Consider the following 22,619-nt stretch of genomic DNA (forward strand, 5'->3'; position numbering starts at 1 on the left):
CTCGTCCTCAGTGCATGCGGCGCCGCCGGGCTCGTGCTGGCCAGGGGCTCGCTGCCGCCCCCACCGCCACCGCCGCACGCGCTTAGAACGAGGGCCGCGAGCGCGGCCACGAGGGGAAGCCTGGGGTGTGAAACCATGGGTTCGTCTCCTTCGAAATCTCGAAGAGACATGCTGAGCCAACCCCTGGCTCGGCAGTTTTCGAAACTGCCGCGCTTTGATGTAGGACGCCGCCGCAGGGGACGTAGGGTAAGCCCCGCAAGACAGTTGGCTGCCGGCAGACCATGGCGATGCCTTCTGTGTAAGGCTCGGGCCGGCTCACGCAACCCGAGGCACCCCGGCCGCAATCTGGGGGGGTTCTCGAGGCGCGAGTTCCTACCGGAGTGCGCCCGTCGCTGAGCGCGCTTCACAGCCGACTGGAGCAACTCGTGGCAGGCTAGTGCAGTGCAGTGCAGTGCAGTGCAGGCGAGTGGAATTGCGGCCGTCTGGGGTACGTGGAGGCGCGTCAGCCAAGACGTAAGAGCCGCGCGATCCCTCGCAGCTGTGAATTCATCATCAGCTGACTCGGCGCACGAACGCCCCTACAGCGCCGTGTTGGCCGAAACGGGTTTCCTTCAGGCCGGCCGCTGCATGCGGCAGGTGGTGGGCATCTCGGCCTGCGCCGGGCTCAGCACCTTGACCACGCGGAAGCCGTAGCCCGAGCCCTCGACGTCGAACTTCACCCCCGGCGCGCCATGGCGGTCCATCAGGCCCACCACCAGCGGCTGCTGGAACTGGTGGTCGGACGCGCGCATGGTGCCTGTCTGGCCGGTCATGCTGACCTGCGCATGCTCCAGTTGGCGCGCCACGGCCACCGCCTCGGTGCCGCCCGCGGCGTCGATGGCCTGGGCCAGCGCCTCCACCATCAGCTGCATGCGCAGGTGCACGTAGTCGTCGGCGGGGTTGGGATAGCGGCGGTGGAAGGCCACGTAGAAGCTCTCGCTCGCGGCGCCCGGCATGTTGGGCAGCCAGTCGGCCACGGCCAGCACCTTGCCCACGCCGGCGTCGCCGATGGCGGCAGGCGCGCCCAGCGCGTTGCCGTAGAAGGTGTAGAACTTGCCCTCGAAGCCGGCCTCGCGCGCGGCCTTCACCAGCAGGGTGAGGTCGCTGCTGAAGTTGCCGGTGATGACGGCTTGCGCGCCGCTGGCCTTGATCTTGGCCGCGTAGGGCGCGAAGTCCTTGATGCGCAGCAGTGGGTGCAGCTCGTCGCCCACGATTCGCACGTCGGGGCGCTGGGCCGCCAGCTGGCGGCGTGCCTCGCGCAGCACGCCCTGGCCGAAGCTGTAGTCCTGCCCGATGAGGTAGGCCGAGGTCACGGCGCGGTCGTCCCGCAGCAGCGACATCAGCGCCGCCATGCGCATGTCGGCGTGCGCGTCGAAGCGGAAGTGCCAGAAGCTGCACTTCTCGTTGGTGAGCACCGGGTCCACCGCCGAATAGTTGAGGAACAGCACGCGGCGCTGCGGCTCGCGGGCGTTGTGCTTCTCCACGGCCTCGATCAGCGCGGCCGCCACGGCCGAGGAGTTGCCCTGCAGGATGAAGCGCGCGCCATCGTCGATGGCCGAGCGCATGGCCGACAGCGCCTCCTCGATCTGGCCCTTGCTGTCGTAGCGGATGAGCTCCAGCGGCTTGCGGCCTTCGGCGGTCTTCACGCCGCCACGCTGGTTCACGCGCTCCACCGCCCACACCAGGTTGCGGAACACCGCCTCGCCGCCGTTCGCATTGCCGCCGGACAGGCCCTCGACCAGGGCCAGCTTCACGCTGCGGCCGGCGGCCTGCGGGGCGGTCTGCGCAAACGCGAAGGCAGGAAGAGATAGCGCTGCGGCCAGGGATTTCAAGGCCGCGCGACGCGGAATCTTTTGAAATGGTGACATGGAATCGTGTTCTATCTAAAGTCTATCGCCGCGAACTTGGCCGCACGGCGACACACACTGTGCGCGGCGCGAAGTGTAGAGCAGCGACGGCCTGCGTATCAAAGACTCGGCCCATATCGGCGACCAGCTCGCACACGCCGAGCCCCCAGTCGCCGCGCGCAGCTTTGCCAAGAGATGAGTCCAGCGTTTCTGCTGGGCAACGCAGTCGTGCAGTAAAACCCAGCACTGATATGGTGGAGGATGGGCCTTCACTAAGGGGCCCTAACTGCCACGCACTCTCACCATCGTCTGCTCGTCTTAGTCGGAGTTGTCGATCACTCCTCCGTCTCCGCTCAATTCAAGAGCAGGTCAGTGTCTACACGCGAAGCTCACAATGGTCATTCGATAGGCAGCCAGCGCTACTGGATATGGACTTCTCCCCCAACAGTAAGGTTCTGATCACTGATGTTGGCGTTTGAGGTGAGCGCCTGCCAGACAGGCGGTACGGGGTCACGAACTTGGGCACCTGCAGATGAACCATCTGGCCATGCGCCTGGAACAGTCGCGCCCAGTGGTGGGCGCCGGAGCAGGCTTCCATGCCGATCAGACACGGCGGCAGGGAGGCCGCCAGTTTGAGCAATTTGCCACGCGCAACGCTCGGGCGCACAGCACCGGCTTCCTGTTACATCCACCCCATGCAGAGCGAACACGTTCTTGGCGAGATCGATTCCCAGCGTAAAAATAGTCATGGACATCCCCTTTCGAGCGAATTGATGAGCTGTGGCACTTCCCATCGCGGCAGTTCGTTGTCGGTCGCCACAATGCGGCTAGCCCGGGACGGGGAAGTCCCTTTCATTCGTTAGGTCGTACAGTGTTTCGTGGAACCGGCCCTGGAGCCCAGAGCGATGACGGATGCTCAGTTGAGCTTTACCGGCTGCTTCCATACTTGGGCGAGTTGGATGCGATCCGAGAATTTGCTTGGCCTGGGTCCACTGTCCTCGAACTGGGCGCCGGGACAGGGCGTCTCACTCGTGTCTTGCTTGATTGGGGAACGATTCCGACAGCAGTCGATTCGTCCAACGAAATGCTGGCACACATCCCAGCAGGCGTAGACAGAATCTGCAGCACCATCGAGGTACTCGATCTGAGCAGGACATTCGACACTGTGCTGCTTGCGTCTTGTCTGATCAATCATCCAGAAAAGCGAGTTCGTCAGTCTTTCATTCAGTGCGCTGCTCGACACCTGCGCAGAGGCGGACGCCTGATTCTTGAGCGACACGATCCTCAGTGGCTGCTGAATGCGATCCCAGGCAGAGCCGCCGCCGCGGGCCCAGCTGTCATCTTCGTCGAACACGTGGCGAGAACTGGAGGATGCATCTCTATGCGCCTGCACTATGAGACTCAGGCCCACAGTTGGACCCAAGAGTTTTTGGTAGCCGCCTTAGGAGAGCAGGAGATCGAGCGCGAGCTTGCTCAATTAGGGTTTACTGATGTATCGTGGCATGGACCCACGCGCAGATTGGCAGTGGCGCTTTGGGAGAATAAGGACGCAAACTAACGGGTTGTTCGACACGGGCGCGCAAGTATTTCTATCTCTGCGCTGCTCGTGGAATAGGCCCGCCGGTCAAATCTAACTACAAGGGCTTCCCCAGCTGTCAAGCCAATAGCTCTCCCTGCCTGTGTCGGCATGGTGAACTCGAACGGCTCATGCGATCAGTGCAGCTGCGAAACGATGGCCAACCTAGTTCCGTCGCCCGAATGCTGCTGCAAACTGATTGGCGCGTTTGCGGTCCTCGCCGTGCAGGTAGGTTGTGGTCGTCGAGATCGAGGCGTGCCGCAGGTTGTCGCGCACCGCGGTGAGGTCGGCGCCGGCGGCCAAGGCGTGTGTGGCGTGGGTGTGCCGAAGCCAGTGCGGCGTGGCCGTGCGCAGCTTCTCGGCTACGGCCGGCACTTCCACGATGTCCGCCGCCGTCTTGAAGAACTTCTTGGTGATCGCCCGCAGCCGGGTTCCCGTGATGGCACCACCGTCTTCCCCGAGGCTGGCCAGCAGGGGCGTGTCCGGATGCCAGGAGGCACGAAGCACTGGAAGCCCCCGCTCCATCAGGTAGCGTTCAACCGCCTGCATCGCCAGGGGCGGCACGGCCACCCTGCCCTTCTTGTCGCCCTTGCCCGTCACATGCAGCCAGAGGTCGCCCTGCGCATCCGTTTGGAAGGCGCGCAGCTTCAGGCCCACGAACTCGGCGGCTCGCAGGCCCGTGGCCTGACCAAAATCCAGAAGGAAGCGCATACGCTGCGCGGCCTTGTCGCTCCAGCCAGGGTGCCATTCGAGCTGGTCGGCAATCTGCCGCACCAAGGTCCACTCCCCTTCCGTGAAGGATCGCCCTGCGTCCAGCGACTTTGTCTTGTCAGACCCCCGCACCTTCATTCCCGAGAACGGGTTGGCCAGCACGTAGCGCTGGTCCATGAGCCACCTGAATAGGGCGCCCAGCACCGACAGGCTGTAGCGGATGGAGTTTGCCGATAGCGGCCCGGTGAAGGGGCGCCATTCTGAGGACGTTCGCGGACGGGGCTTTCCCACCCAGCGCCCCTGCGGTGACGGGTTGCGCTGGAACGCTCGGTAGGCTGTCGCGTCTTCAGTATTGAGGGAGGACAGAGGCTTTCCCCGCTCAAACACCGCCCACAGGATGAGGCGTTCGGCCTCCTTGCGGTAGGCCCGGCGCGTCGCCTCGGCTTCGTGCAGATTCAGCCAGGCGTGCACAGCCTCCAGGTCGTTGGTGGCTTCCAGGAGGCACTGCTGCGCCGGCGCCCGGTACCGGCCCTGGGATCCATCGAGCTCGTGGGCGGGCTTTTGCCGCTCAAGCGGCACGATGTCACCCTGCTCGTCACGGGCAATCAGGGCGCGGGCCCGCTCGGTCAGCTCGGGATTGGCGGCAAAAAACCGCTCCACTTCTCGCGCCGAGGCTTCGCCCAGGCCGGGGATTGCCACCCACCACTGTCGCCGGCGCGGCGTTCGCACGGTGAGGTCGGCCAGGGTGCGGATCTTGTGGGCCTGCAGCACCTTCGCGATGCGGGCTGGAAACCAGCGATCCACCGCGTCCCCGATCAGCGGCGCAGGGAGGGGCAGCGCTCGAAGCTCGTTCAGGGCGCCTTGCAGCCGCGGCGCCACGCTTTTACGCCGGGCTGCCTGGCATTCGAAGACAGCGGCGAGGTCTTCGCGGTGGCGAATTCTTGCGTACTGCGCGAGATCGCGGCGCAGTTGGCCGAGCACGCCGCGGGCCGTGCGCCCCGGCTCGAGCCGCCTGGGCAGGTACTGCTCGACGCACTGCCGGCTGGGCAGCCCCTGGTGCCAGGCGCGCAATGCCGCGGCCACGCTCTCGTCGAAGAGGCCGCCCGCTGCCTGTTGTCCCTTGCTGTCCACCAACGCCTCCTGCCCTGCTACTTTTCGGCCAGGTCAGTTTAGCACTGGCGTCAGGGTGTTACGATAAGAATAGTTATCGATATAGGCCGGGTTTCTGATGAAGGAAAGTTGGCCACGGTGCTGGCCACGCCTCAGCGAATCTCGCCCGAACGTCGCCAGTGGTTGGATCGCGCGCTTCTGGGCATTGCTCCGACCGGCGTCCCAGTGGGCCAGTCACGCGCGGCCTAGTCAGTGCGAACGAAAAACCGTACGACGCGGTGCTCGCGCAGCAGCCCTGCGGTCTTGCGTGCGCGGTGGCTGACTGCAGCCATCTTGGCCATCCCCACGGTTCTAACACTGCGAGCACGCGGTGCCGCCCCTCCTTTGGCTACGAGCCGGCTACCTTGCCAGGCGCCAATCGGAAAGATGGCCGGTCTCTCAACTGGTTCCGAGGCCATCCGCGAGCACGCCGGTTCGAAGGATGTTCCCCCGCGGCCGCGCCAGGCAGACCTGCAGCAGGTGCTATCGGTCATGCGCTCTTACATGAAATAGCGCCTCGGGCGCATGATGGCCCCTCGTGCGAGGTGAAGGAATGATGGGAAGTTTGCAGCGCTGGCCGGCGCTTCGTGGTGGCTTGCTGGCCGTGGTGGCGGCGGCGCTTTTCGGTATCAGCACCCCGCTCGTGCAGCGGTCCGGCAGCGGCGTCGGCCCCTTCACGACGGCCGCCCTGCTCTATGCCGGTGCTGCTCTGCTGGGGGCGGCGCTGCGCCGCGACGCCGAACGAGAGGCAAAGGTGCGAGCCGGCGATCTGCCGCGACTTGTTGCCATGGCGGCTTTCGGCGCGGTCGTCGGCCCTGTCGCCCTGGCCTGGGGCCTGCAACACACCAGCGGCACCAGCGCGTCCCTGATGCTTGCCCTGGAGGCTCTCTTCACCGCCGTCCTGGCGCATTTCCTGTACCGGGAGTCCATGGACGGACGGGTCTGGTTCGCCATGCTTTTGCTGCTCACCGGTGGCGTGCTCCTGGTCGTGGACCCGGAGCACTGCAGGGCGCGCGCAGTTCATGGGGCTGCTGGCCGTTCTCGGCGCCACGGCAGCCTGGGGCATCGACAACACGCTCTCGCGAAGCGTCGCGGAACGGGACCCGGCGCAGGTGGTACTTGTGAAGGCATCGCTTGGGGCGCCGGCGGCGCTTCTCCTTGGTTGGATGCGAGGTGAATTCCTGCCTGGATGGGTGCAGGCCGCGGCCTTGCTGGCGATCGGCGCCACTGGCTATGGCCTGAGCCTGCGCATGTACCTGCTCGCACAGCGCGCATTCGGCGCAGCCCGCACGGGATCCGTGTTCGCCTTCGCTCCGTTCATTGGCGCCGCCGTGGCCGTCGGGCTCGGGGATCGTGGTCTGAGCTGGGGGATGGCCGCAGGCGGGCTGTTCATGCTCGCCGGCGTGGTAGTCCACCTCTACGAGCGCCACGAACACGAGCACTAGCACGATTTGACGGAGCACGAGCACGCGCACCGGCATGACGATGGGCACCACAAGCACGTCCACGATCCCGCGCCGGAAGGTGAACACAGCCACTTGCACCAGCACCAGCCGCAGCTGCACCGCCATCCCCACGTGCCGGACGCGCATCACACGCATCGGCATTAGGTCCGGTGCGGGCTTCCTGCTCCTTGGCGCCAACCCATTTCAGCCATCACACGATGCAACGCGGGGCGCAGGTGCGTTCATTTTCATGTTCTTCGCCGGCTTCACATCCGTATGGCGAAGTCTCTTGCGGTCCGCACAACGCGTCCTAGTCCTCGCGCCGCACCAGCCCGTCGCGGCATTCCCCGACGTTCACCAATACTCGTTCTCCCGGCCGCAGCTCCATCACGCTCGATGGAAGCTGCGTCAGGTGACGTCGCCGCCTGCCCGACTGCCGGTACGACACGACCACCACCCGGTCTGCGCCGAGCCCCGCGAGGTCGGCTTTGCGCAGGCAAGTCCAGAAACGCGGATCGGGCACCTCGCCTGCGCGCATGACTGAAACGACCTCTCCGCGGCGCCAGCCATCGCGAAACGGGTATGCACCCTCCGGCTCGAAGGCGCACCCGACCAGGAGCGAGCACGCGACACCGGCGAACGCAGCATGATGAGCGACGCCCATGGTCATGCGGCTCGCGCTCCAGCCTCACGGTAAGCGAGGAGTCTCAGCGCATTGGCAACGACCAACAGCGTCGAACCCTCGTGGAACAGCACGGCGACGCCGATGTTCAACCCGAAGATCGTCGCCGGGATCAGGACGGCCACCATGCCGAGGCTCACCCACAGGTTCTGCTTGATGATGCGGCTGGTCTGGCGCGACAGACCTACGGCAAACGGCAGTTGCGCCAGGTCATCGGCCATCAACGCGACGTCCGCGGTTTCGAGCGCGACGTCGGAGCCGGCCGCGCCCATCGCGATGCCCACTGTGGCGTTCGCCATGGCGGGTGCATCGTTGACGCCATCGCCCACCATCGCCACCTTGCCGGCCTCCCCGCGCAGCGCCTGGATCGCGCCAACCTTGTCCTCGGGCATCAGGTCGCCACGGGCCTCGGTCAGGCCCACGGTGCGCGCCACCGCGTCGGCCACGCGCTGGTTGTCCCCCGAGATCATCACCATGCGCGTGATTCCGAGATCGCGCAGGGCCTCCATCACGCCGGCCGCCGCAGGCCTTGGTGTATCCATCACGCCAAGAACTCCGAGATGCCGGTCGCCCTTTCGAACCAGCATGGTCGTGCGTCCCTGGGCGACCAGTTCCTCGTTGGCGCGGACGACGTCCGGGGGAGGCCGGGTCCCCTCGATTTCGGCGAACAGCTGCGCCTTGCCGACGTGCACGGTTTCGCCGTCGACCTGCGCCGTGACGCCGCGTCCCGTGATGCTGCTCAGGGCGGAGGCCTCGGGAGGGTCGTCGATCCCGGCCAGGCGTTCCCTGGCGCCCGCCACGATGGCAGCAGCGATCGGATGGTCACTGTGCTGTTCCACAGCCAGCGCGACGGCAAGTAGTTCCGCCTCCTGTACGCCCTGTGCGGGCACCGCGTCCGTGAGCTTCGGCTTGCCTTCGGTCAGGGTGCCGGTCTTGTCGAAAGCGATCGCCGTGAGCGTGCCGAGGTTTTCGAGCGGCGCGCCGCCCTTGATCAGCACGCCGCCGCGGCCGGCGCGAGCCACGCCACTGAGCACCGCGCTGGGCACGGAGATGGCCAGCGCGCAGGGACTCGCCGCAACGAGCACGGCCATGGCGCGATAGAAGCTGGCAGAGAACGGCTCGTCGATGACCACCCACGCAAACAGCAGCGCGCCCACGAGTAGCAGGACTGCCGGCACGAAGCGGCGCTCGAACTTTTCGGTGAAGTTCTGGGTCGGCGACCGCTGCGCCTCCGCTTCCGTGACCAGCCGCACGACGCGCGCCATGGTCGACTCGGCGGCTCGGCGCGCGACCATGACGTCCACTGCACCTGCCCCGTTGATCGTGCCGGCGAAGATGCGGTGCCGGGCCGGCACGCGGCCGAAGTCCTTCAGCGCCTCCTGCGCGTCGGATACCGGAGCCTTGTCGACCGGCACGCTTTCCCCGGTGACCGGTGCCTGGTCAACGCTGGTCTCCCCCTTCACCACGATGCCGTCGGCGGGCATGCGTTCGTTGGGCCGCACTACCACGATGTCGCCCGGATTCAGCGACGCGACATCCACTTCCTCGGTTGCGCCGTTGCGGCGCACCAGGGCCCGCTCCGGCGCGAGCTTCGCCAGCGCCTCGATCGCGCGTCGGGCGCGGCCCATCGCGTAGTGCTCCAGGGAGTGTCCGAGGCTGAAGAGGAACAGCAGCAGCCCGCCTTCGGCCCACTTTCCCAGCGCCGCGGCACCGGCGGCCGCAACGAGCATGAGGGTGTCGATCTCGAAGCGGCGTGCGCGTATGTTCCCGATCGCTTCTCGCAACGTGTACCAGCCGCCGAAAAAATACGCAGCGATGAAGAAGCCCAACCCGACTCTCTCCAGGCCCACGCGCTCCACCAGCCAGCCGGCCAGCACGGCGACTCCTGCCAGCACGGCGAAGATCAGCTCGGACCGTTCGCCGAAGATGCCGCCATGCGCATGGTCGTGCCCGTGCTCGCCGTGTGCATGCTCGCCGTGGTCGTGACCCGCGTGGTCGTGAGCCGCGTGATCGTGGTCCTCGTCGCGGTGAGCGGCATGTTCGTCTCCCGCATGCTCGCCGTGCTCCTCGTGATCGTGCCCATCGGCCGGCCGATGGGCGTGTTCTGGCCGCGGAGCCGGCAAGGCGATGCCGAGCCCTGCTATCGCCTTGCGCAAGTTGTCCTCGGTGGTGGCCTTCCGGTCGAATTCCACCCGGAGGACCCCACCGACACCGGCGTCCGCCTCCAGCACGCCGGGCAGCTCCCGTAGCGCGGCGGACACGCGCCGGGCTTCGCGCGCGTGCATGGCCTCCACGAGGAACAGCAGGTGACCGATCTCGTCCGTGATGTGGGCACCGGTCGCACAAGCGATCTCACGCACCCGGTTCAAGGAGATCTCATTCGGGTCATAGTGAACGCACAGCTGCGGGGGACCACTGCCCTCGCGCACATGCGCCTCGAAAATCCCCGGCTTGCCCTGCAAGGTCGCGATCAGGCGTTCGATACAGCGATCGCGGAGGTCCTTGACCTCGGGCAGCACCACCGGCAGGTCCAGCCGAAGCTTCTCTGCATTCACCATCGTTGTTGTCCTCTTCAGTTTTCCACCAGCATCTCGATCACGAGGAACAGGAGGAAGCCGAGGAAGAAGGCGGCCACCGACCAATGCGTCTCCTCGACTTCATGCGCTTCGACCAGCAACTCCTCGGTCACCAGGTACAGCATTGCGACAATGCCCACGCCCAGCAGCACGGCGAACGGGAACGGTGAGAGCGAGCCGAAGAACAGGCGACCAAGCACGGCCGCCGCGCACAACACCAGGGCCAGCCCCGGCGCGGTGGCGACGGCGAGCAGGCGGCGCACCCCCGATCCCGCCACCTCCGTGGTGACCGACAGGGCGACGAACAGGACCTCCAGCGTGAGCGCCACTGCCAGCAGAATCCCGGATTTCTCGCCTGCGGCGAAGGCCATCCCCAGCACCAGCCCGTCGATCGTGAAGTCCAGTGCCGTGACCAGCAGCAGCCCCGTGGGAATTCCACCGGCGCCTCCACTGCGCCCTTCGAGCTTCTGCTCCAGGATTCGCAGCCCCAGCATGAGCGCGATGCCGATTGCGAAGCCGACGATCACGGGAATGGCCGCCTCGGTGCGCTCCTTCGGCAACAGCTCCAGCGCCGTTGCCGCGAACACGATGCCCGCGGCGAAGTGCTGGATCGCTGCCGTCACCGCCGGCGAGGGGGGGCGCCGCACGGCCACAATCCCGCCCACCGTCGCCGCCAACAGCGCCGGCAGGGTGAACAGGAGGACTACAAGGGCGGGTGCCATGCTCAGGCGATGGGCGAGGCCTGCTCGACCTCCGTCACATAGACCCAGCCGGCCATCCGCTGACCGGTGCGGCCGTGCTGGCGGATCAGGCCCACCAGCTCGTCCACATGCTCGCCTTCGCACAAAAGTTCCAGCTTGTACTCGTTGACCACTTCGTCTCCCAGCTCGACGGAATACTGGCGCTCCCATTCGTCCAGAGGCAGCAGCGTTCCCTTGACGAGGTATACGGCAAGATTGGGAACTCCCTTGTCAGCCGCAGCCGCCCATGCGGCCGAGGCTTTCAATGCAGCGATCACCGCGCCGACCCGATGGGCATGGATATAGGCCTTGATTTCCTTCATTGCAGGGCTCCCGGTTGGTGGCCGGCCGCACGTGCTTGTGCGCGGCTTTCGGCCCATTCGTACATGAGCGGCAACAGCAGCAGCGTGAGCGCGGTCGACGTGAAGAGTCCGCCGACCACCACCGTCGCCAACGGGCGCTGTGTCTCGGCGCCCACCCCGGTGGACAGCAGCATCGGCACCAGCCCCAGGATGGCTACTGACGCGGTCATCAGCACCGGCCGCAAGCGCAGCGCCGCCCCCTGGGTCACGGCCTCGCGCACCGAAAGCCCCTGCTGCCGCAGGCCGTTGAGGAACGACACCAGCACGATGCCATTGAGCATCGCCACCCCGAACACCGCGATGAAGCCGATCGCCGAAGGCACGGAAACGTACTGCCCCGTCACGAACAATCCGATCACCCCGCCGATGATGGCGAAGGGCACGTTGGCAATGATCAACGTCGCGTGGCGCAGCGAATCGAACGCCGTGTACAGCAACAGGAAGATCAGGCCGATGGTGAGCGGCACGATCACCGCCAGGCGCGCCATCGCGCGCTGCTGGTTTTCGAAGGCGCCGCCCCATTCGATCCAGTAGCCGGCCGGAAGCTTGACGCTCTTTTCGATCGCAGCGTTGGCATCCTTCACAAAGCCATCGATGTCGCGCCCCCGCACGTCCATCTCGAGCACCGCGTAGCGTTGCAGCGCCTCCCGCCGCACGAAGGAATAGCCCTCGTCCATCTCGATCTTCGCCACCTGCGAGAACGGCACCAGGGCGCCTTCAGCGGTTCGGATCGGGATGGCTGCGATCGCCGCCGGCGAACTTCGCGCCGAATCGGCCAGCCGCACCGCGATGTCAAACCGGCGCGTGCCTTCGATAAGCGTGGACACGGAACTGCCCCCGATGCCGCTCTGCACGATCTCGAGGATCTCGTCGGCGTTGATCCCCAGCCGCGCGGCAGCAGCGCGATCCACCTTGATCACGAGCTGAGGCTTGCCCTTGTTGGCCTCCGCCGCGAGGTCGGCGACGCCCGGCACGTCGGCCAGCGTATTGCGGATCTGTGCCGTGAGCCGGTCCAGGGTCTCCAGGTCCTCGCCATAGAGCTTCAAGGCCAGCGCAGCGCGTACGCCGGAGATCAGTTCCTCCACGCGCATCTGGATCGGCTGCGTGGCGCCGAAGACCGCCGTCGGCACGGCTTTCTCCAACGCCTCCTGCATCTCCCGCCCCAGGGCATCGAAGGACATCTTCCGCGGCCACTCGCTCTGCGGCTTGAGGTCCAGCAGCACCTCCATGTAGTTCACGTCGGCGGTCTCGCCCTTCTCCGCGCGACCGATGGTGGCGAGCACCGAGCGGACCTGCGGAAATTGCTTGCGCAGCTGCGCATCGACGACGTTCGAGACGCGGATCGACTCCTGGAGCGAAGTCGAGGGAATCCCGGTGACCCGGAACATGAGGCTGCCTTCCTGCAAAGTCGGCATGAACTCCTTGCCAAGGAACGGGAACAGCGCGAGCACCAGCACGAGCAGGCCCACGGCGCTGCCGATGACCCGCTTCTTGCGTTCGAGCGCCCAAGCCAGCAGCGGCAGGTAGGCCCGCTTGGCGGCGGCGACCAGGAAGGTGTCACGCTCCTTCTTCGGCCTCAGGATCAGTGCCGCGAGAACGGGCACGAGCGTGAGCGACAGCAGCAGCGAACCCGCCATCGCGAAGGTGATGGTCAACGCCATCGGCTTGAACATCTTGCCTTCCAGCCCGGTCAGCGAGAACAGCGGCAGGAACACCACGATGATGATGACGATCGCGAACGCGATCGGGTTGACCACCTCGCTCGCCGCCTGCAGCACGAGGTTCGTGCGGTTCACGCGCTGGCCGCTTTCCTGCGCGTGCGCGAGCAGGCGGAACGCGTTCTCCACCATCACCACGGCGCCGTCGACCATCATTCCGGTGCCGATCGCCAGGCCGGCGAGCGACATCAGGTTGGCGCTGACCCCGAACTGCTTCATCAGGATGAAGGCCATCAGCATCGCGAGCGGCAGGGTCACGATCACCACGATCGCCGACCGGAACTCGCCGAGGAACAGGAACAGGATGATGGCCACCAGCACCGCGCCTTCGACCAGCGAACTCTCCGCCGTCTTCAGCGCCTTCTGGACCAGCTCCGTGCGGTCGTAGATCGGCTTGATCTCCACGCCCTTGGGCAGCGCCGCCTGCGCAACCTTGAGCTTTGCCTTGACCGCGTCCACCACCGTCTGTGCGTTCTCGTTGACGCGCGCGAGCGCGATCCCGAGCACGGTCTCCTGCCCGTTCTTGGTGACGGCACCGAAGCGCATGGCAGGCGCCTCGGTCACGGCCGCGACGTCGCGCACGTACACGGGCGCGCCGTTGCGCTCCGCCAGCACGACGCTGCCGATGTCTGCGGTGTTCGCCACCAAGCCGAGGCCGCGCACGAGGTACTGCTCCGAGCCGATGTCGATCGACTGCCCACCGACCTGCTTGTTGTTGGCGGCCAGCCGCGCCATCACCTCCTTGAACGAGATCTGGTACTTGATCAGCCGTTGCGGATCGACCTGCACCTGGTACTGCTTCTCGTGGCCGCCCCAGGACATGACGTCGTCCACGCCGGGCGCCGTGCGCACGATCAGGCGGACCGTCCAGTCCTGCAACGTGCGCAGGTCCATGGCAGAGAGCTTGTTGTCGGCGGATTCCACGGTGTACCAGAAGACCTGACCCAGGCCTGAGCTGTTCGGTCCCAGCACCGGCTCTCCGTAGCCCTGAGGCAGGCGCTCCTTGGCTTCCTGCAGCTTTTCGCCGACCAGCCGGCGAGCGAAGTAGATGTCGACGTCGTCCTTGAAGTACACCCCGACGTAAGAGAGGCCGAACAGCGAGACGGAGCGCACCTCCTCCACACCGGGCAGGCCGGCCATGGCACCTTCGATGGGCGCCGTGAGCAGCTTCTCGACGTCTTCGGCGGCGAGACCTGGCGATTCCGTGTAGACGTTCACCTGGATCGGCGTGACGTCGGGAAATGCGTCCACCGGGACCTGGCGGAAGGCCTGCACGCCCAGGCCGATGATGACCGCGAAGGCGACCAGCACCAGGACCTTGTAGCGCAGCGAGGCGTTGACGATGGCATTGAGCATTGAAAGTCCTTCTCAGTGCTCGCTGCTGATCTGCGACTTCAGCACGCGGGCCTTGAGGGCATACGCGCCGGCCGTGACCACCTTGTCGCCAGCGGCCAGGCCCGAGCGGATGACGGTGCGGCCGCCGGTCTTCTCACCCGGCTCCACGGCTCGGGGCTCGAAGCCGCTCGCCCCCTGCACGAACACGGTGGGTTGGCCCTGCAGCAGCAGGATCGCGCCGTCCGGCACGGCGAGCACCGGTGCGCCCGTCGTGCCGGTGGAGATCTCCGCCGTCGCGAACATCTCGGGCTTCAGACGACCGTCACGGTTATCCACTTCGATGCGCGCGGGGATGGCACGCGTGTCCTTGTCCATCACGCTCGCCACGTACGTCACGCGACCCGGGAAGCGCACGCCGGGATAGGCCGCGACCAGCACGGCGGCGGGCGCGCCCACGCGCACCTTGGCCAGCAGGTCCTCGGTGAGGTTCGCCTCGATCCACAGGCGCGACAGATCGGCCACGGTGAAAACGGGCTCGCTCGGGGAAGCCAGTTCGCCGATCGTGGCCTTCTTCTGGATGATGGATCCCGCGAGGGGGGCCCGCAGCGTGAAGCCGGTCTGGTCACCGCCGCCAGAGGCCCCCAGCAGGCGCACCTTGTCGCGCGCGGCTGCCAGTTCGGCATTGGCCTTCTCCAGCTCCGCGCCGGCGCGGAGCATCTCGCGCCGGGGCACGATCTCCTCGGCTGCCAGCCGGCTCGCCCGCTGGTAATCGGCCTCCGCCATGCGCTGCGCAGCCTGCGCCTGCCGCAGGCTGCTCTGGGACTCGCCCAGCGCCACGCTGTCCAACGTTGCCAGCGCCTGGCCGGCCTTGACGGTGTCGCCCAGGTTCGCCATCACTCGCACGATGCGGCCTTCCACGCGGGGCGCCACGCGCGCCCAACGATCCTGGTTCGCCTTGATCGTCGCGGTGACGCTCACGATGTCGGGTGCGTTCTGTGGCTGGATGGCCTGTACCTGCAAGCCCGCGCGCGTCGCCTCTTCGGCGCTCAGCTGGATGCCGGTGTCCTTCTTCGCTTCGGCTTCCTTGTGGCCTTCTTCGGCGGGTTTGCCGCAAGCGGCAAGCAGGAACGCCAACACGGCGGCAGTGGCCGCCAACCGCATGCGTGCGGCCGGCCGGTGGGATGCAATGGTTCTGTTCATGGCGGGAATCTCAGGGCCGGCCGCTGAAGCCGGCGGTGGCTTCGAGCGTCAGGCGGGTGGTCTGGTAATCGAGCAGCGCATCGAGCAGCTCGCGCCGGGCGTCGAGAACCTGCCGATTGGTGATCAGCAGCTCCAGCAGGCCGATCTGGCCGGCCTGCAGCGAGCGCGAGGAAAGCTGCTCGTTGCGCGACAGCGCGGGCAACACCGAACGCTCCAGGCGCTCGATGCGCTGACGCAGGCTTTGCAGCCGCGCCCACAGGGCGTGCACCTGCGTCGGCGTGTCGCGCTCGGCGGACTGCCGCTCGATGCCGGCCTGGCTGGCTTCGGAAGCGGCCTGCCCGATGGCAGTAGCGTTGTGCCGGAAGAGCGGCAGCGGAACCGACAGCGAGAAGGTGGTGAGGTTCTCCCGAGCGCTGGGCGGCCCTTCGCGGCCCGCCGCGACGCCAAGCGTGACGTCCGGATAGCGCGCCGCCTGCTCCAGCTTCAGCCGCGCCTGGGCGCTGCGCTCGCGCGCCGACAAGGCCTGCAGCCTGGGCTGCGCGCTCGCGCGGGCGAGCAGCTCCGCTTCGTCATAACCGACGGCGACCGGTTCGAGCACGCCCTCGACCACCGGCAGCTGCTGCGGCGTCAGTTGCAGCGGCGTGGCCAGCGCCGCGCGTGCTTCCAGCAACTGCTCCTGCGTAGAAGCGAGGTGGTTGCGCGCGCGCTCGGCTTCCACCAAGGCAACGTTGGCGTCGAGACGCGTGTCCTCACCGGCCGCGCGGCGGCGTTCTACCGCCTGCGCAGTGTTGTCGAACAGGCGCGTGGCCTCACCTTCGATGGCCACGCGGCGCTGCAGGGCCAGGACGCGATAGAAGCGGCGTGCCACCTCCGCGCGCTGCTGCAGGCGCTCGTGCTCGATCTCCAGGCCGACGGCGTCCAGGCCGGCATGCGCGGCTTCGCGACGCCAGCCAGGCTGGCCAGCGATTTCGAACGTCTGCGCAACGCCGGCGTTCCACTCATTCCAGCTCTCGTCGCCGCTGCTGGCGGCAATGCGGCGGCGCGTGCCCTCCAGCGAAAGTTGCGGATTGTTCTGCAGCAGGGCGCCGGCATCCGTGGCGGCGCCCTGCGCCGCAGATAACTGGGCCGTCTTGGCGCGCAGCACGGGATTCGCAGCCTCGGCCAGGGCCAGCGCCTCCGGCAAGGTCAGCAGCTGTTGCGCCGCTTGCGGCACGGGGGTGCCGCTGGCAGCCGGCTGGCTCCAGCCAGCGGGCGGAATGGCCAGGACACAGGCCACCGCCAGCGATGGGAATCGCATCGAAATCCTCCGATCACGGAAACAAGCGAACAAGCGATCGGCGACGGCCGCGCCCCGGCCTATCCGGGGGCGCGCAATTCAAAGATGGGAAAGAGGGGCCGCCGCGCCGAGTCAGGACGCGGTGGGCCAGCGGGGCCGGTCGGGTGGATCCGGCCAGGCTGCCAGGATCATGGGCGCAGACGCGATCGCGGGCGCATGCGCGGCCAGCACGTTCAGTCGCAGCGACCCAGGCGACGATGCCGCTCCGCAGCCCATATGGCAGACGGCGCAGTCGTCGTCGGCGAGCGCGCCGCCGTTCGACGCCTTTTTGTATTCGCCGAACTTCGCATCTGCTGCGTTGTGCTCATGCTGGTGATGCCCGAAGTGCCGGGCACCGGCCCCGGTTTCGTGTGTGCACGCCGAGGCCGCGGCGATCCAGTTGAACTGGAGCAGCAGCACGGCAATCAGCAGGAACACGAAGCGGCGCATGAAGGGGGATTGTGCCAGGGTCAGGAAGACCCGTAGTTCTCCGGGAACAGCCTTCTCTCCACGAGCTCGATCAGGATGTGGATCACCTTGATGTGCAGTTCCTGCGCGCGATCGGCCCAGGCGCCGGCGGGAGTGGCGATCGAGACGTCCCCCAGCGCGCCGAGTTCCGACCCTGCGCGCCCGGTCAGAGCGATCACGCGCATCCCGAGATCCTTGGCCGCGCGCGCGGCGGCCAGCACATTGGGACTGGTGCCGCTGGTGCTGATCGCCAGGAGGCAATCTCCCGCCCGGCCGTGGCTCAGCACGTATCGGGCAAAGACCTGGTCGTATCCGAAGTCGTTCGCCACGCAACTCAGGTGCCCGACGTCGCTGATCGCCTGCGCAGGCAGGCCTGCGCGGTTGCCACGGAAGCGGCCCGTGAGTTCTTCCGCGAAATGCATCGCATCGCTCATGGAGCCGCCATTGCCGCAGGCATACACGCGGCCGCCGGACGAGAAGGTGCTGCACAGCAGGTCGCCCGCGCGCTCGATCGCAGCCAGCGTCGCTGCGTTGTCCATCAGCGCGTCCAGGGCATGGCGTGCCTGCGAAAGCGCCTGCCGGATGCAGCCGGCTGCGTCGGCGTGGTCAGCGTCGGGGATAGTGGGCGGCGTGGTCATGATCGTGTCCTGAGCGGTGATCGGTCTTCCAGTTCCAGCAGGCGACGCTCGGCATTCAGTCCTTGCAGGACAGGCGCAGCGCTTCCACGCGCCGGTGGGATGCACCGAACGCGCGCCCGACCTGCGCCTGCCTGGCCGAGGAGCCCATGGTCAATGCCGTCCCCGTGAAGTTCTCGCGCGAATACAGCTTCGCAACTGCCCTGGGGCCAGTTTCGGCGCTGGAAACGCGGCGCCGGAAACGCGCGATGGTCGCCAGGTCGAACGCGCGCAGTTCCGCCGGGCCCACGACGACGAAGGACTGCCCCGAAAAGTCCGGCCCATCGGACAGTCGAATCCAGCAGCCTCGGTCGAAGGTCGGATTCGGGACCTCGGGTGGCACAAGCATCACAACGGCGTCCGAAGCCGTCCATGGGGGGACTCCTGCGCAGGCCGCAACAGAAGTTGAGGCGCAAAGAAGCGGGCCCAGATACCGGGCCCAGCTGTGCGGATTGGCACGACTCTTCATGTGTCCTCATCGAGGGACGCAGGGCCTTCAGCTTTCACGTCAGCTTGTGCGAACAGGTTGCATGGTAGCCGTTCCAGCCACTGCGCTGCTGGGTCCGGGCGCACGCAGCATCCGCAGCCCGTTGGCCACGACCAGCAGGCTCGCCCCCATGTCGGCGAACACCGCCATCCACATGGTCGCGGAGCCGAAGAGAGCCAGCAGCAGGAACACACCCTTGATGCCCAGGGCCAGCGCGATGTTCTGCCACAGCACGGCGTGCGTGCGGCGCGACAGGCGGATGGTCTCGCCGACCCGCCGCAGGTCGTCGTTCATGATCACGACGTCGGCCGCTTCCATCGCCACGTCCGTGCCGGCACCGCCCATGGCGAAGCCGACGTCGGCCTGGGCGAGCGCGGGCGCGTCGTTGATGCCGTCGCCGGCCATGGCCACCCGGCCGTGGCGCTGCTGCAGGGCGCGGATCGCCTCCAGCTTCGCCTCGGGCAGCAGGTCACCGCGCGCATCGGAGATGCCCGCCTCTGCGGCGATCGCCTGCGCGGTGGCCGCGTTGTCGCCGGTGAGCATCACGGGCTGCACGCCGAGCGCCTTCAGATCCGCGACCGCGTGGCGCGCGCTGTCGCGGATCGTGTCCGCCACCGCGAAGATCGCGAGCACCTGGCGGTCGTTCGCGAGCAGGGTCACCGATCGTCCCAGCTGCTCGTGCGTGCGCAGTTCCTGCTCCAGCTCCGGGCCGCAGAGCTCGCGTTCGTGCACGGCGCGGTGGTTGCCCAGGAGCAAGCCTTGGCCCTGCACGATCCCGGTGGCGCCGCGGCCCGGCAAGGCGCTGAACGCATCCACGGGCAGGCGCTCGCCATCGAGGGCGTCGGCGATCGCCAACGAAACGGGATGGTCGGAGCGGGAGGCGAGGCTCGCCGCGAATTGCCGCACCTGGGCCTCGTCGGCGCCGCCCCAGGTGCGCCAAGCGACCAGCCGCGGTTTGCCCTCGGTCACCGTGCCCGTCTTGTCGAACGCGACGGCCCGCACGAGGCGCGCCGTCTCCAGGAAGGAGCCGCCCTTGATCAGGATGCCGCGGCGCGCGGCCGCGGCCAGGCCGCTGACCACGGTCACCGGCGTCGAGATCACGAGCGCGCAGGGGCAGGCGATCACCAGCAGCACCAGCGCCTTGTAGGCCGCGCTCAGCCAGCCGAGCCCGAACACGAGCGGACCCGCCACCGCGACGGCGAGCGCGAAGAAGAACACGGCCGGCGTGTAGACCGCGGCGAAGCGGTCGACGAAACGCTGCGTGGGCGCGCGGCTGCCCTGCGCCTGCTCCACGGCGTGGATAATGCGCGCGAGCGTCGTGTCGTCGGCAGCGGCGGTAACCCGGATCTCGAGTTCGTGGGTCTGGTTGATCGTGCCGGCGAACACCGCCTCGCCCGGCCCCTTGTCGACGGGAATGCTTTCGCCCGTCACCGGAGCCTGGTCCAGCGCGCTCGTGCCCCGCGTGACGACGCCGTCCAGCGGCACGCGCTCGCCGGGCTTGATGCGCACGATCGCGCCCAGGTCCACCTCGCGTACAGGCCACGCGCTCCAGGACCCGTCGGCCGCGCGCACCAGCGCCTGCTGCGGCGCCAGCGCGAGCAGCCCCTGGATGGCGTTGCGCGCCCGGTCGACGGCGCGCGCCTCGATCACTTCCGCGATCGCATAGAGCGCCATCACCATGGCCGCCTCGGGCCACTGGCCGATGACGAAGGCACCGGTAACCGCGACCGCCATCAGCGCACTGATGTTCAGCCGCCCGCGCAGGACGGCTGCGATGCCCTTGCGGTAGACGTCGAGCCCCGCCAACGCGATCGCCGCCAGCGCGAGCGCCATGCCCAGCAGCCGCCACGGGCCCGTGGCCGGTTCCATGAAGTGCGCGACTTCGGCACCGACAGCGAGCAAGAGGGCGAGGCCCAGCTTCCGAAGCTCGGTGCCGAAGGGTGGCGCGTCGTGGTCGTGGTCGTGGCCGTGGTCGTGGCCGTGCGCTGCATGGGTCGCGTGCTCGTGGCCCACGCAGCAGCTGGCGCCGTGCCCGCTCCCGCGGTCGTGTCCTTCGTGTGCGTCGTGGCCGCCTGCGTGGGCATGGCCCATTGCAGGCGCCGCCTCATGCGCGCCGCCGAGGGACTGCCGATCGTGCGGCCTCGCCTTGCCGGTGAGGGGTTCCGGGCGGAACCCGGCCTTGCGGATGGCCGCGAGCGCGGCCGGATACGCATCCTCCTGCGCATCGATTGCCAAGGTACGGGCGGACAGCTGGAAGTTCAGCGAGCGGATGCCGGGCACCGGTTCGAGCGCTCGCCGGATCTCCGCCTCTTCCACGCTGCAATCCATGGTGGCGATGCGGTATCGCCGCGCCGCAACGGCCGGCTTGCGCGCCGGCTGCGGGGCGCTTGCGGATGAGCCGCAGCAGTCCGCTTCCTTCAGCAGGGTCTTCTTGTCCATGGCCTAATTGAAAACCTTGAAGCCACTCCAAGGTCAAGCAGGCATGAAGATCGGGCAACTCGCCGCAGCCAGCGGCACGCAGGCAGACACCATCCGCTACTACGAGCGCGAAGGGCTGCTGCCGCCCGCTGCGCGCACGGAAGGCAATTACCGGGTGTACGACCAGGAGCACGTGCAACGCCTGCGATTCATCCGGCACTGCCGTTGCCTGGACATGACGCTGGACGAAGTCCGGGTGCTCCTGCAATACAAGGATGCGCCGCAGGAGGACTGCGGCGCCGTGGACCGGCTGCTGGACGAACACATCGGCCATGTGGTGGCGCGCATCGGCGAGCTCAAGGCGCTCGAGAAGGAATTGCGCACGCTGCGCGCCGGGTGCGCGACGGACCGTACAGCCGCCGAGTGCGGCGTCCTTGGAGGCCTGGAACGCGCAGCGCGCGAACACGACCACGCATCGGGGAGCGCCGGGCGCACGCAGCATCTCGCGGGTTCGCACCCGCCGCGCGCAAGCTCGGTCGGCGGCACGGGCAAGACCGGCAAGACGGCGTAGCCACGCTGTACGTCCTGGCGATGCGCCCCGGAGCAAGATGCGGGGCGGCAGAGGCAACGAATGCGTTGAATCTGCCGGCACCGATGCACGCTATCGATCGAGATCGGCGATCAGGTCCTTCATCCCGGCGATCTCCTTCTTCTGGCTCTCGATGATGCCGTCGGCCAGCTTGCGCACGCGGGGATCCTGGATGTTCGCCCGTGAGCTGGTCATGATCGCGATCGAGTGATGAGGGATCATCGCCCGCATGTAGGCCACGTCTCCTATCGTCGCCTGCGTGCGCACGAGGGCCAGGCCGGCGAAGAACAGCAGGGCCGCGATGCCCAGCACACCGGCATTGACGCGCTTGTTGGGGTACATGCGCCACATGAACAGCATCATCACCCCCGTCATGATGCCGCCCATGATCATTGCCATGAAGACGCGCGTCCAGCTGAATAGACGTGGTCGACCCGAGCCGCTGCGCCATCCCGTCCGATCGGCCGAGGTAGGTGCCTCGGCCGGTGCGGCGTAGGACAGCTCGGCTGACGAGTTTCGCCACGGAAGACCTCGTGTGAGTCCCCAACGCCTTGTCCGAAGGTCTTTGTGTGATGCTGGGGACCTCGGAGATCCCTCCCGTCTCGCGAGTCGCAGGCTCCCAGCCATGTCAGCCAGGACTGGGGGGACAACATCCCCAGCCACGCGACCAGCCCGAGGACAAGACACCCCAGGCAGGCTTCGACCCGCAGGCTTCGCCGGAGGATTCGCACGTCATGGACGTGATTGCCTTCGAGGACTGCGGATTCCAGGCGCGGGCTGAAGAAGAACCGGTTCGCCGCGGCGAGTCCGAGCATGAGTGCGAACAGCAGCAGTTTCGCGGCGAGGCGGTTGCCGTAAAGGGTTCGAGAGCAGCGGAGCCAAGGCTAGCGGATCTGGCAGCCCATCTCGCTGGTGAAGTCCAGCCGGCGCGCGCTCGCGCAGAGCTCCTTTCGCTGCGGACGGTCCGGGAACGCTTGGCAGCATGGCGTGCTCTGCACGGCAAACTGCCTCCGCGCGGTCGATGGATCGAGGCGCCCAGGAGATCGGCGCCACACCGGAGGCGTTGTACCGGGAGCTGGCGCGCACGCGTGCAACCGCGAGAAGGTGAAATGGCCGAAGTGCGCCAGTCGGCTGCGGATTCAGCATCGGTGGGTATCCAGGATTTCCTCCAACTGGTTGCTTGCCTTGATCCCAGCAGGGCTTGCCTCTGGGTTGCGCCGGAGCGGAAGCTCGGCACGGCTGCGGTTGGGCCCAAGCCCTGCGAATCACCTCCCTCGCTCCGTGCCGT

16 protein-coding genes and 3 pseudogenes are annotated in these 22,619 nt (G+C 67.4%); 3 read left to right on the top strand and 16 right to left on the bottom strand.

The genetic code is table 11. From position 1 onward, the window contains the following. Nucleotides 1–611 precede the first annotated feature (611 nt). The gene (locus IM725_RS08935) at nt 612–1,907 is read right to left on the bottom strand and encodes a branched-chain amino acid ABC transporter substrate-binding protein (protein ID WP_193780235.1); all 1,296 of its coding nucleotides are present in this window, start codon (nt 1,905–1,907) and stop codon (nt 612–614) included. A 463-nt stretch (nt 1,908–2,370) separates the two neighbouring features. Then, nucleotides 2,371–2,635, bottom strand: a pseudogene (locus IM725_RS08940) (IS110 family transposase); the annotation flags it as partial. A gap of 122 nt (nt 2,636–2,757) precedes the next feature. On the opposite strand from IM725_RS08940, the gene IM725_RS20795 reads away from it, so the two are divergent. Further along, nucleotides 2,758–3,444 carry a class I SAM-dependent methyltransferase gene (locus IM725_RS20795; protein ID WP_407692513.1) on the top strand — a complete coding sequence of 229 codons (687 nt, stop codon included), beginning with the start codon at nt 2,758–2,760 and terminating at the stop codon, nt 3,442–3,444. 183 nt (nt 3,445–3,627) lie between these two features. Here IM725_RS20795 and IM725_RS08950 read toward each other — a convergent pair whose 3' ends face one another. Continuing rightward, the gene (locus IM725_RS08950) at nt 3,628–5,304 is read right to left on the bottom strand and encodes a phage integrase family protein (RefSeq protein ID WP_193780237.1); all 1,677 of its coding nucleotides are present in this window, start codon (nt 5,302–5,304) and stop codon (nt 3,628–3,630) included. Between the two features lie 574 nt (nt 5,305–5,878). On the opposite strand from IM725_RS08950, the pseudogene IM725_RS08955 reads away from it, so the two are divergent. Then, nucleotides 5,879–6,932: pseudogene (locus tag IM725_RS08955) on the top strand (EamA family transporter). Nucleotides 6,933–7,077: 145 nt separating this feature from the next. Here IM725_RS08955 and IM725_RS08960 read toward each other — a convergent pair. The 11 genes from IM725_RS08960 to IM725_RS09010 form a co-directional block, all read right to left on the bottom strand. After that, nucleotides 7,078–7,437 carry a hypothetical protein gene (locus IM725_RS08960; protein ID WP_193780238.1) on the bottom strand — a complete coding sequence of 120 codons (360 nt, stop codon included), beginning with the start codon at nt 7,435–7,437 and terminating at the stop codon, nt 7,078–7,080. After that, nucleotides 7,434–10,007, bottom strand: coding sequence for a heavy metal translocating P-type ATPase (locus IM725_RS08965; RefSeq protein ID WP_193780239.1), 2,574 nt, complete (start codon nt 10,005–10,007; stop codon nt 7,434–7,436). The genes IM725_RS08960 and IM725_RS08965 overlap by 4 nt, the downstream gene beginning before the upstream one ends. A gap of 14 nt (nt 10,008–10,021) precedes the next feature. Then, nucleotides 10,022–10,747 carry a ZIP family metal transporter gene (locus IM725_RS08970; protein WP_193780240.1) on the bottom strand — a complete coding sequence of 242 codons (726 nt, stop codon included), beginning with the start codon at nt 10,745–10,747 and terminating at the stop codon, nt 10,022–10,024. A gap of 2 nt (nt 10,748–10,749) precedes the next feature. Then, nucleotides 10,750–11,088, bottom strand: a complete 339-nt coding sequence (locus IM725_RS08975; RefSeq protein ID WP_193780241.1) for a P-II family nitrogen regulator — start codon at nt 11,086–11,088, stop codon at nt 10,750–10,752. Then, nucleotides 11,085–14,201 (bottom strand): efflux RND transporter permease subunit, encoded by a 3,117-nt coding sequence (locus IM725_RS08980; RefSeq protein WP_193780242.1) that lies wholly within the window; start codon nt 14,199–14,201, stop codon nt 11,085–11,087. Before IM725_RS08980 ends, IM725_RS08975 begins: the two co-directional genes overlap by 4 nt. A gap of 12 nt (nt 14,202–14,213) precedes the next feature. Further along, on the bottom strand, nt 14,214–15,380 hold the full coding sequence (locus IM725_RS08985; protein ID WP_193780243.1) for an efflux RND transporter periplasmic adaptor subunit: 1,167 nt from the start codon (nt 15,378–15,380) through the stop codon (nt 14,214–14,216). A gap of 10 nt (nt 15,381–15,390) precedes the next feature. Next, on the bottom strand, nt 15,391–16,677 hold the full coding sequence (locus IM725_RS08990) for a TolC family protein (protein ID WP_193780244.1): 1,287 nt from the start codon (nt 16,675–16,677) through the stop codon (nt 15,391–15,393). A gap of 111 nt (nt 16,678–16,788) precedes the next feature. Beyond that, a complete protein-coding gene (locus IM725_RS08995) occupies nt 16,789–17,145 on the bottom strand; it encodes a hypothetical protein (protein ID WP_193780245.1) in 357 nt (118 codons plus the stop codon). 20 nt (nt 17,146–17,165) lie between these two features. Next, the gene (locus IM725_RS09000) at nt 17,166–17,801 is read right to left on the bottom strand and encodes an SIS domain-containing protein (protein ID WP_193780246.1); all 636 of its coding nucleotides are present in this window, start codon (nt 17,799–17,801) and stop codon (nt 17,166–17,168) included. Nucleotides 17,802–17,856: 55 nt separating this feature from the next. Next, nucleotides 17,857–18,186 carry a hypothetical protein gene (locus tag IM725_RS09005; protein ID WP_193780247.1) on the bottom strand — a complete coding sequence of 110 codons (330 nt, stop codon included), beginning with the start codon at nt 18,184–18,186 and terminating at the stop codon, nt 17,857–17,859. A 159-nt stretch (nt 18,187–18,345) separates the two neighbouring features. Continuing rightward, nucleotides 18,346–20,763 carry a heavy metal translocating P-type ATPase gene (locus IM725_RS09010; protein ID WP_265334998.1) on the bottom strand — a complete coding sequence of 806 codons (2,418 nt, stop codon included), beginning with the start codon at nt 20,761–20,763 and terminating at the stop codon, nt 18,346–18,348. A 43-nt stretch (nt 20,764–20,806) separates the two neighbouring features. Between IM725_RS09010 and cadR the strand changes: the two genes are divergently transcribed. Then, on the top strand, nt 20,807–21,313 hold the full coding sequence (gene cadR, locus IM725_RS09015; RefSeq protein ID WP_193780248.1) for a Cd(II)/Pb(II)-responsive transcriptional regulator: 507 nt from the start codon (nt 20,807–20,809) through the stop codon (nt 21,311–21,313). A 90-nt stretch (nt 21,314–21,403) separates the two neighbouring features. On the opposite strand, the gene IM725_RS09020 is transcribed toward cadR, so the two are convergent. Both IM725_RS09020 and IM725_RS20800 read right to left on the bottom strand, forming a co-directional pair. Continuing rightward, nucleotides 21,404–21,730 (bottom strand): DUF305 domain-containing protein, encoded by a 327-nt coding sequence (locus IM725_RS09020; protein WP_193780271.1) that lies wholly within the window; start codon nt 21,728–21,730, stop codon nt 21,404–21,406. After that, nucleotides 21,721–22,185 (bottom strand): annotated as a pseudogene (locus IM725_RS20800) (CopD family protein); the annotation flags it as partial. The gene IM725_RS09020 and the pseudogene IM725_RS20800, both read right to left, overlap by 10 nt. Between the last annotated feature and the right edge of the window lie 434 nt (nt 22,186–22,619).

This window comes from Ramlibacter aquaticus (assembly GCF_015159745.1).
Taxonomy (GTDB): domain Bacteria; phylum Pseudomonadota; class Gammaproteobacteria; order Burkholderiales; family Burkholderiaceae_C; genus Ramlibacter; species Ramlibacter aquaticus.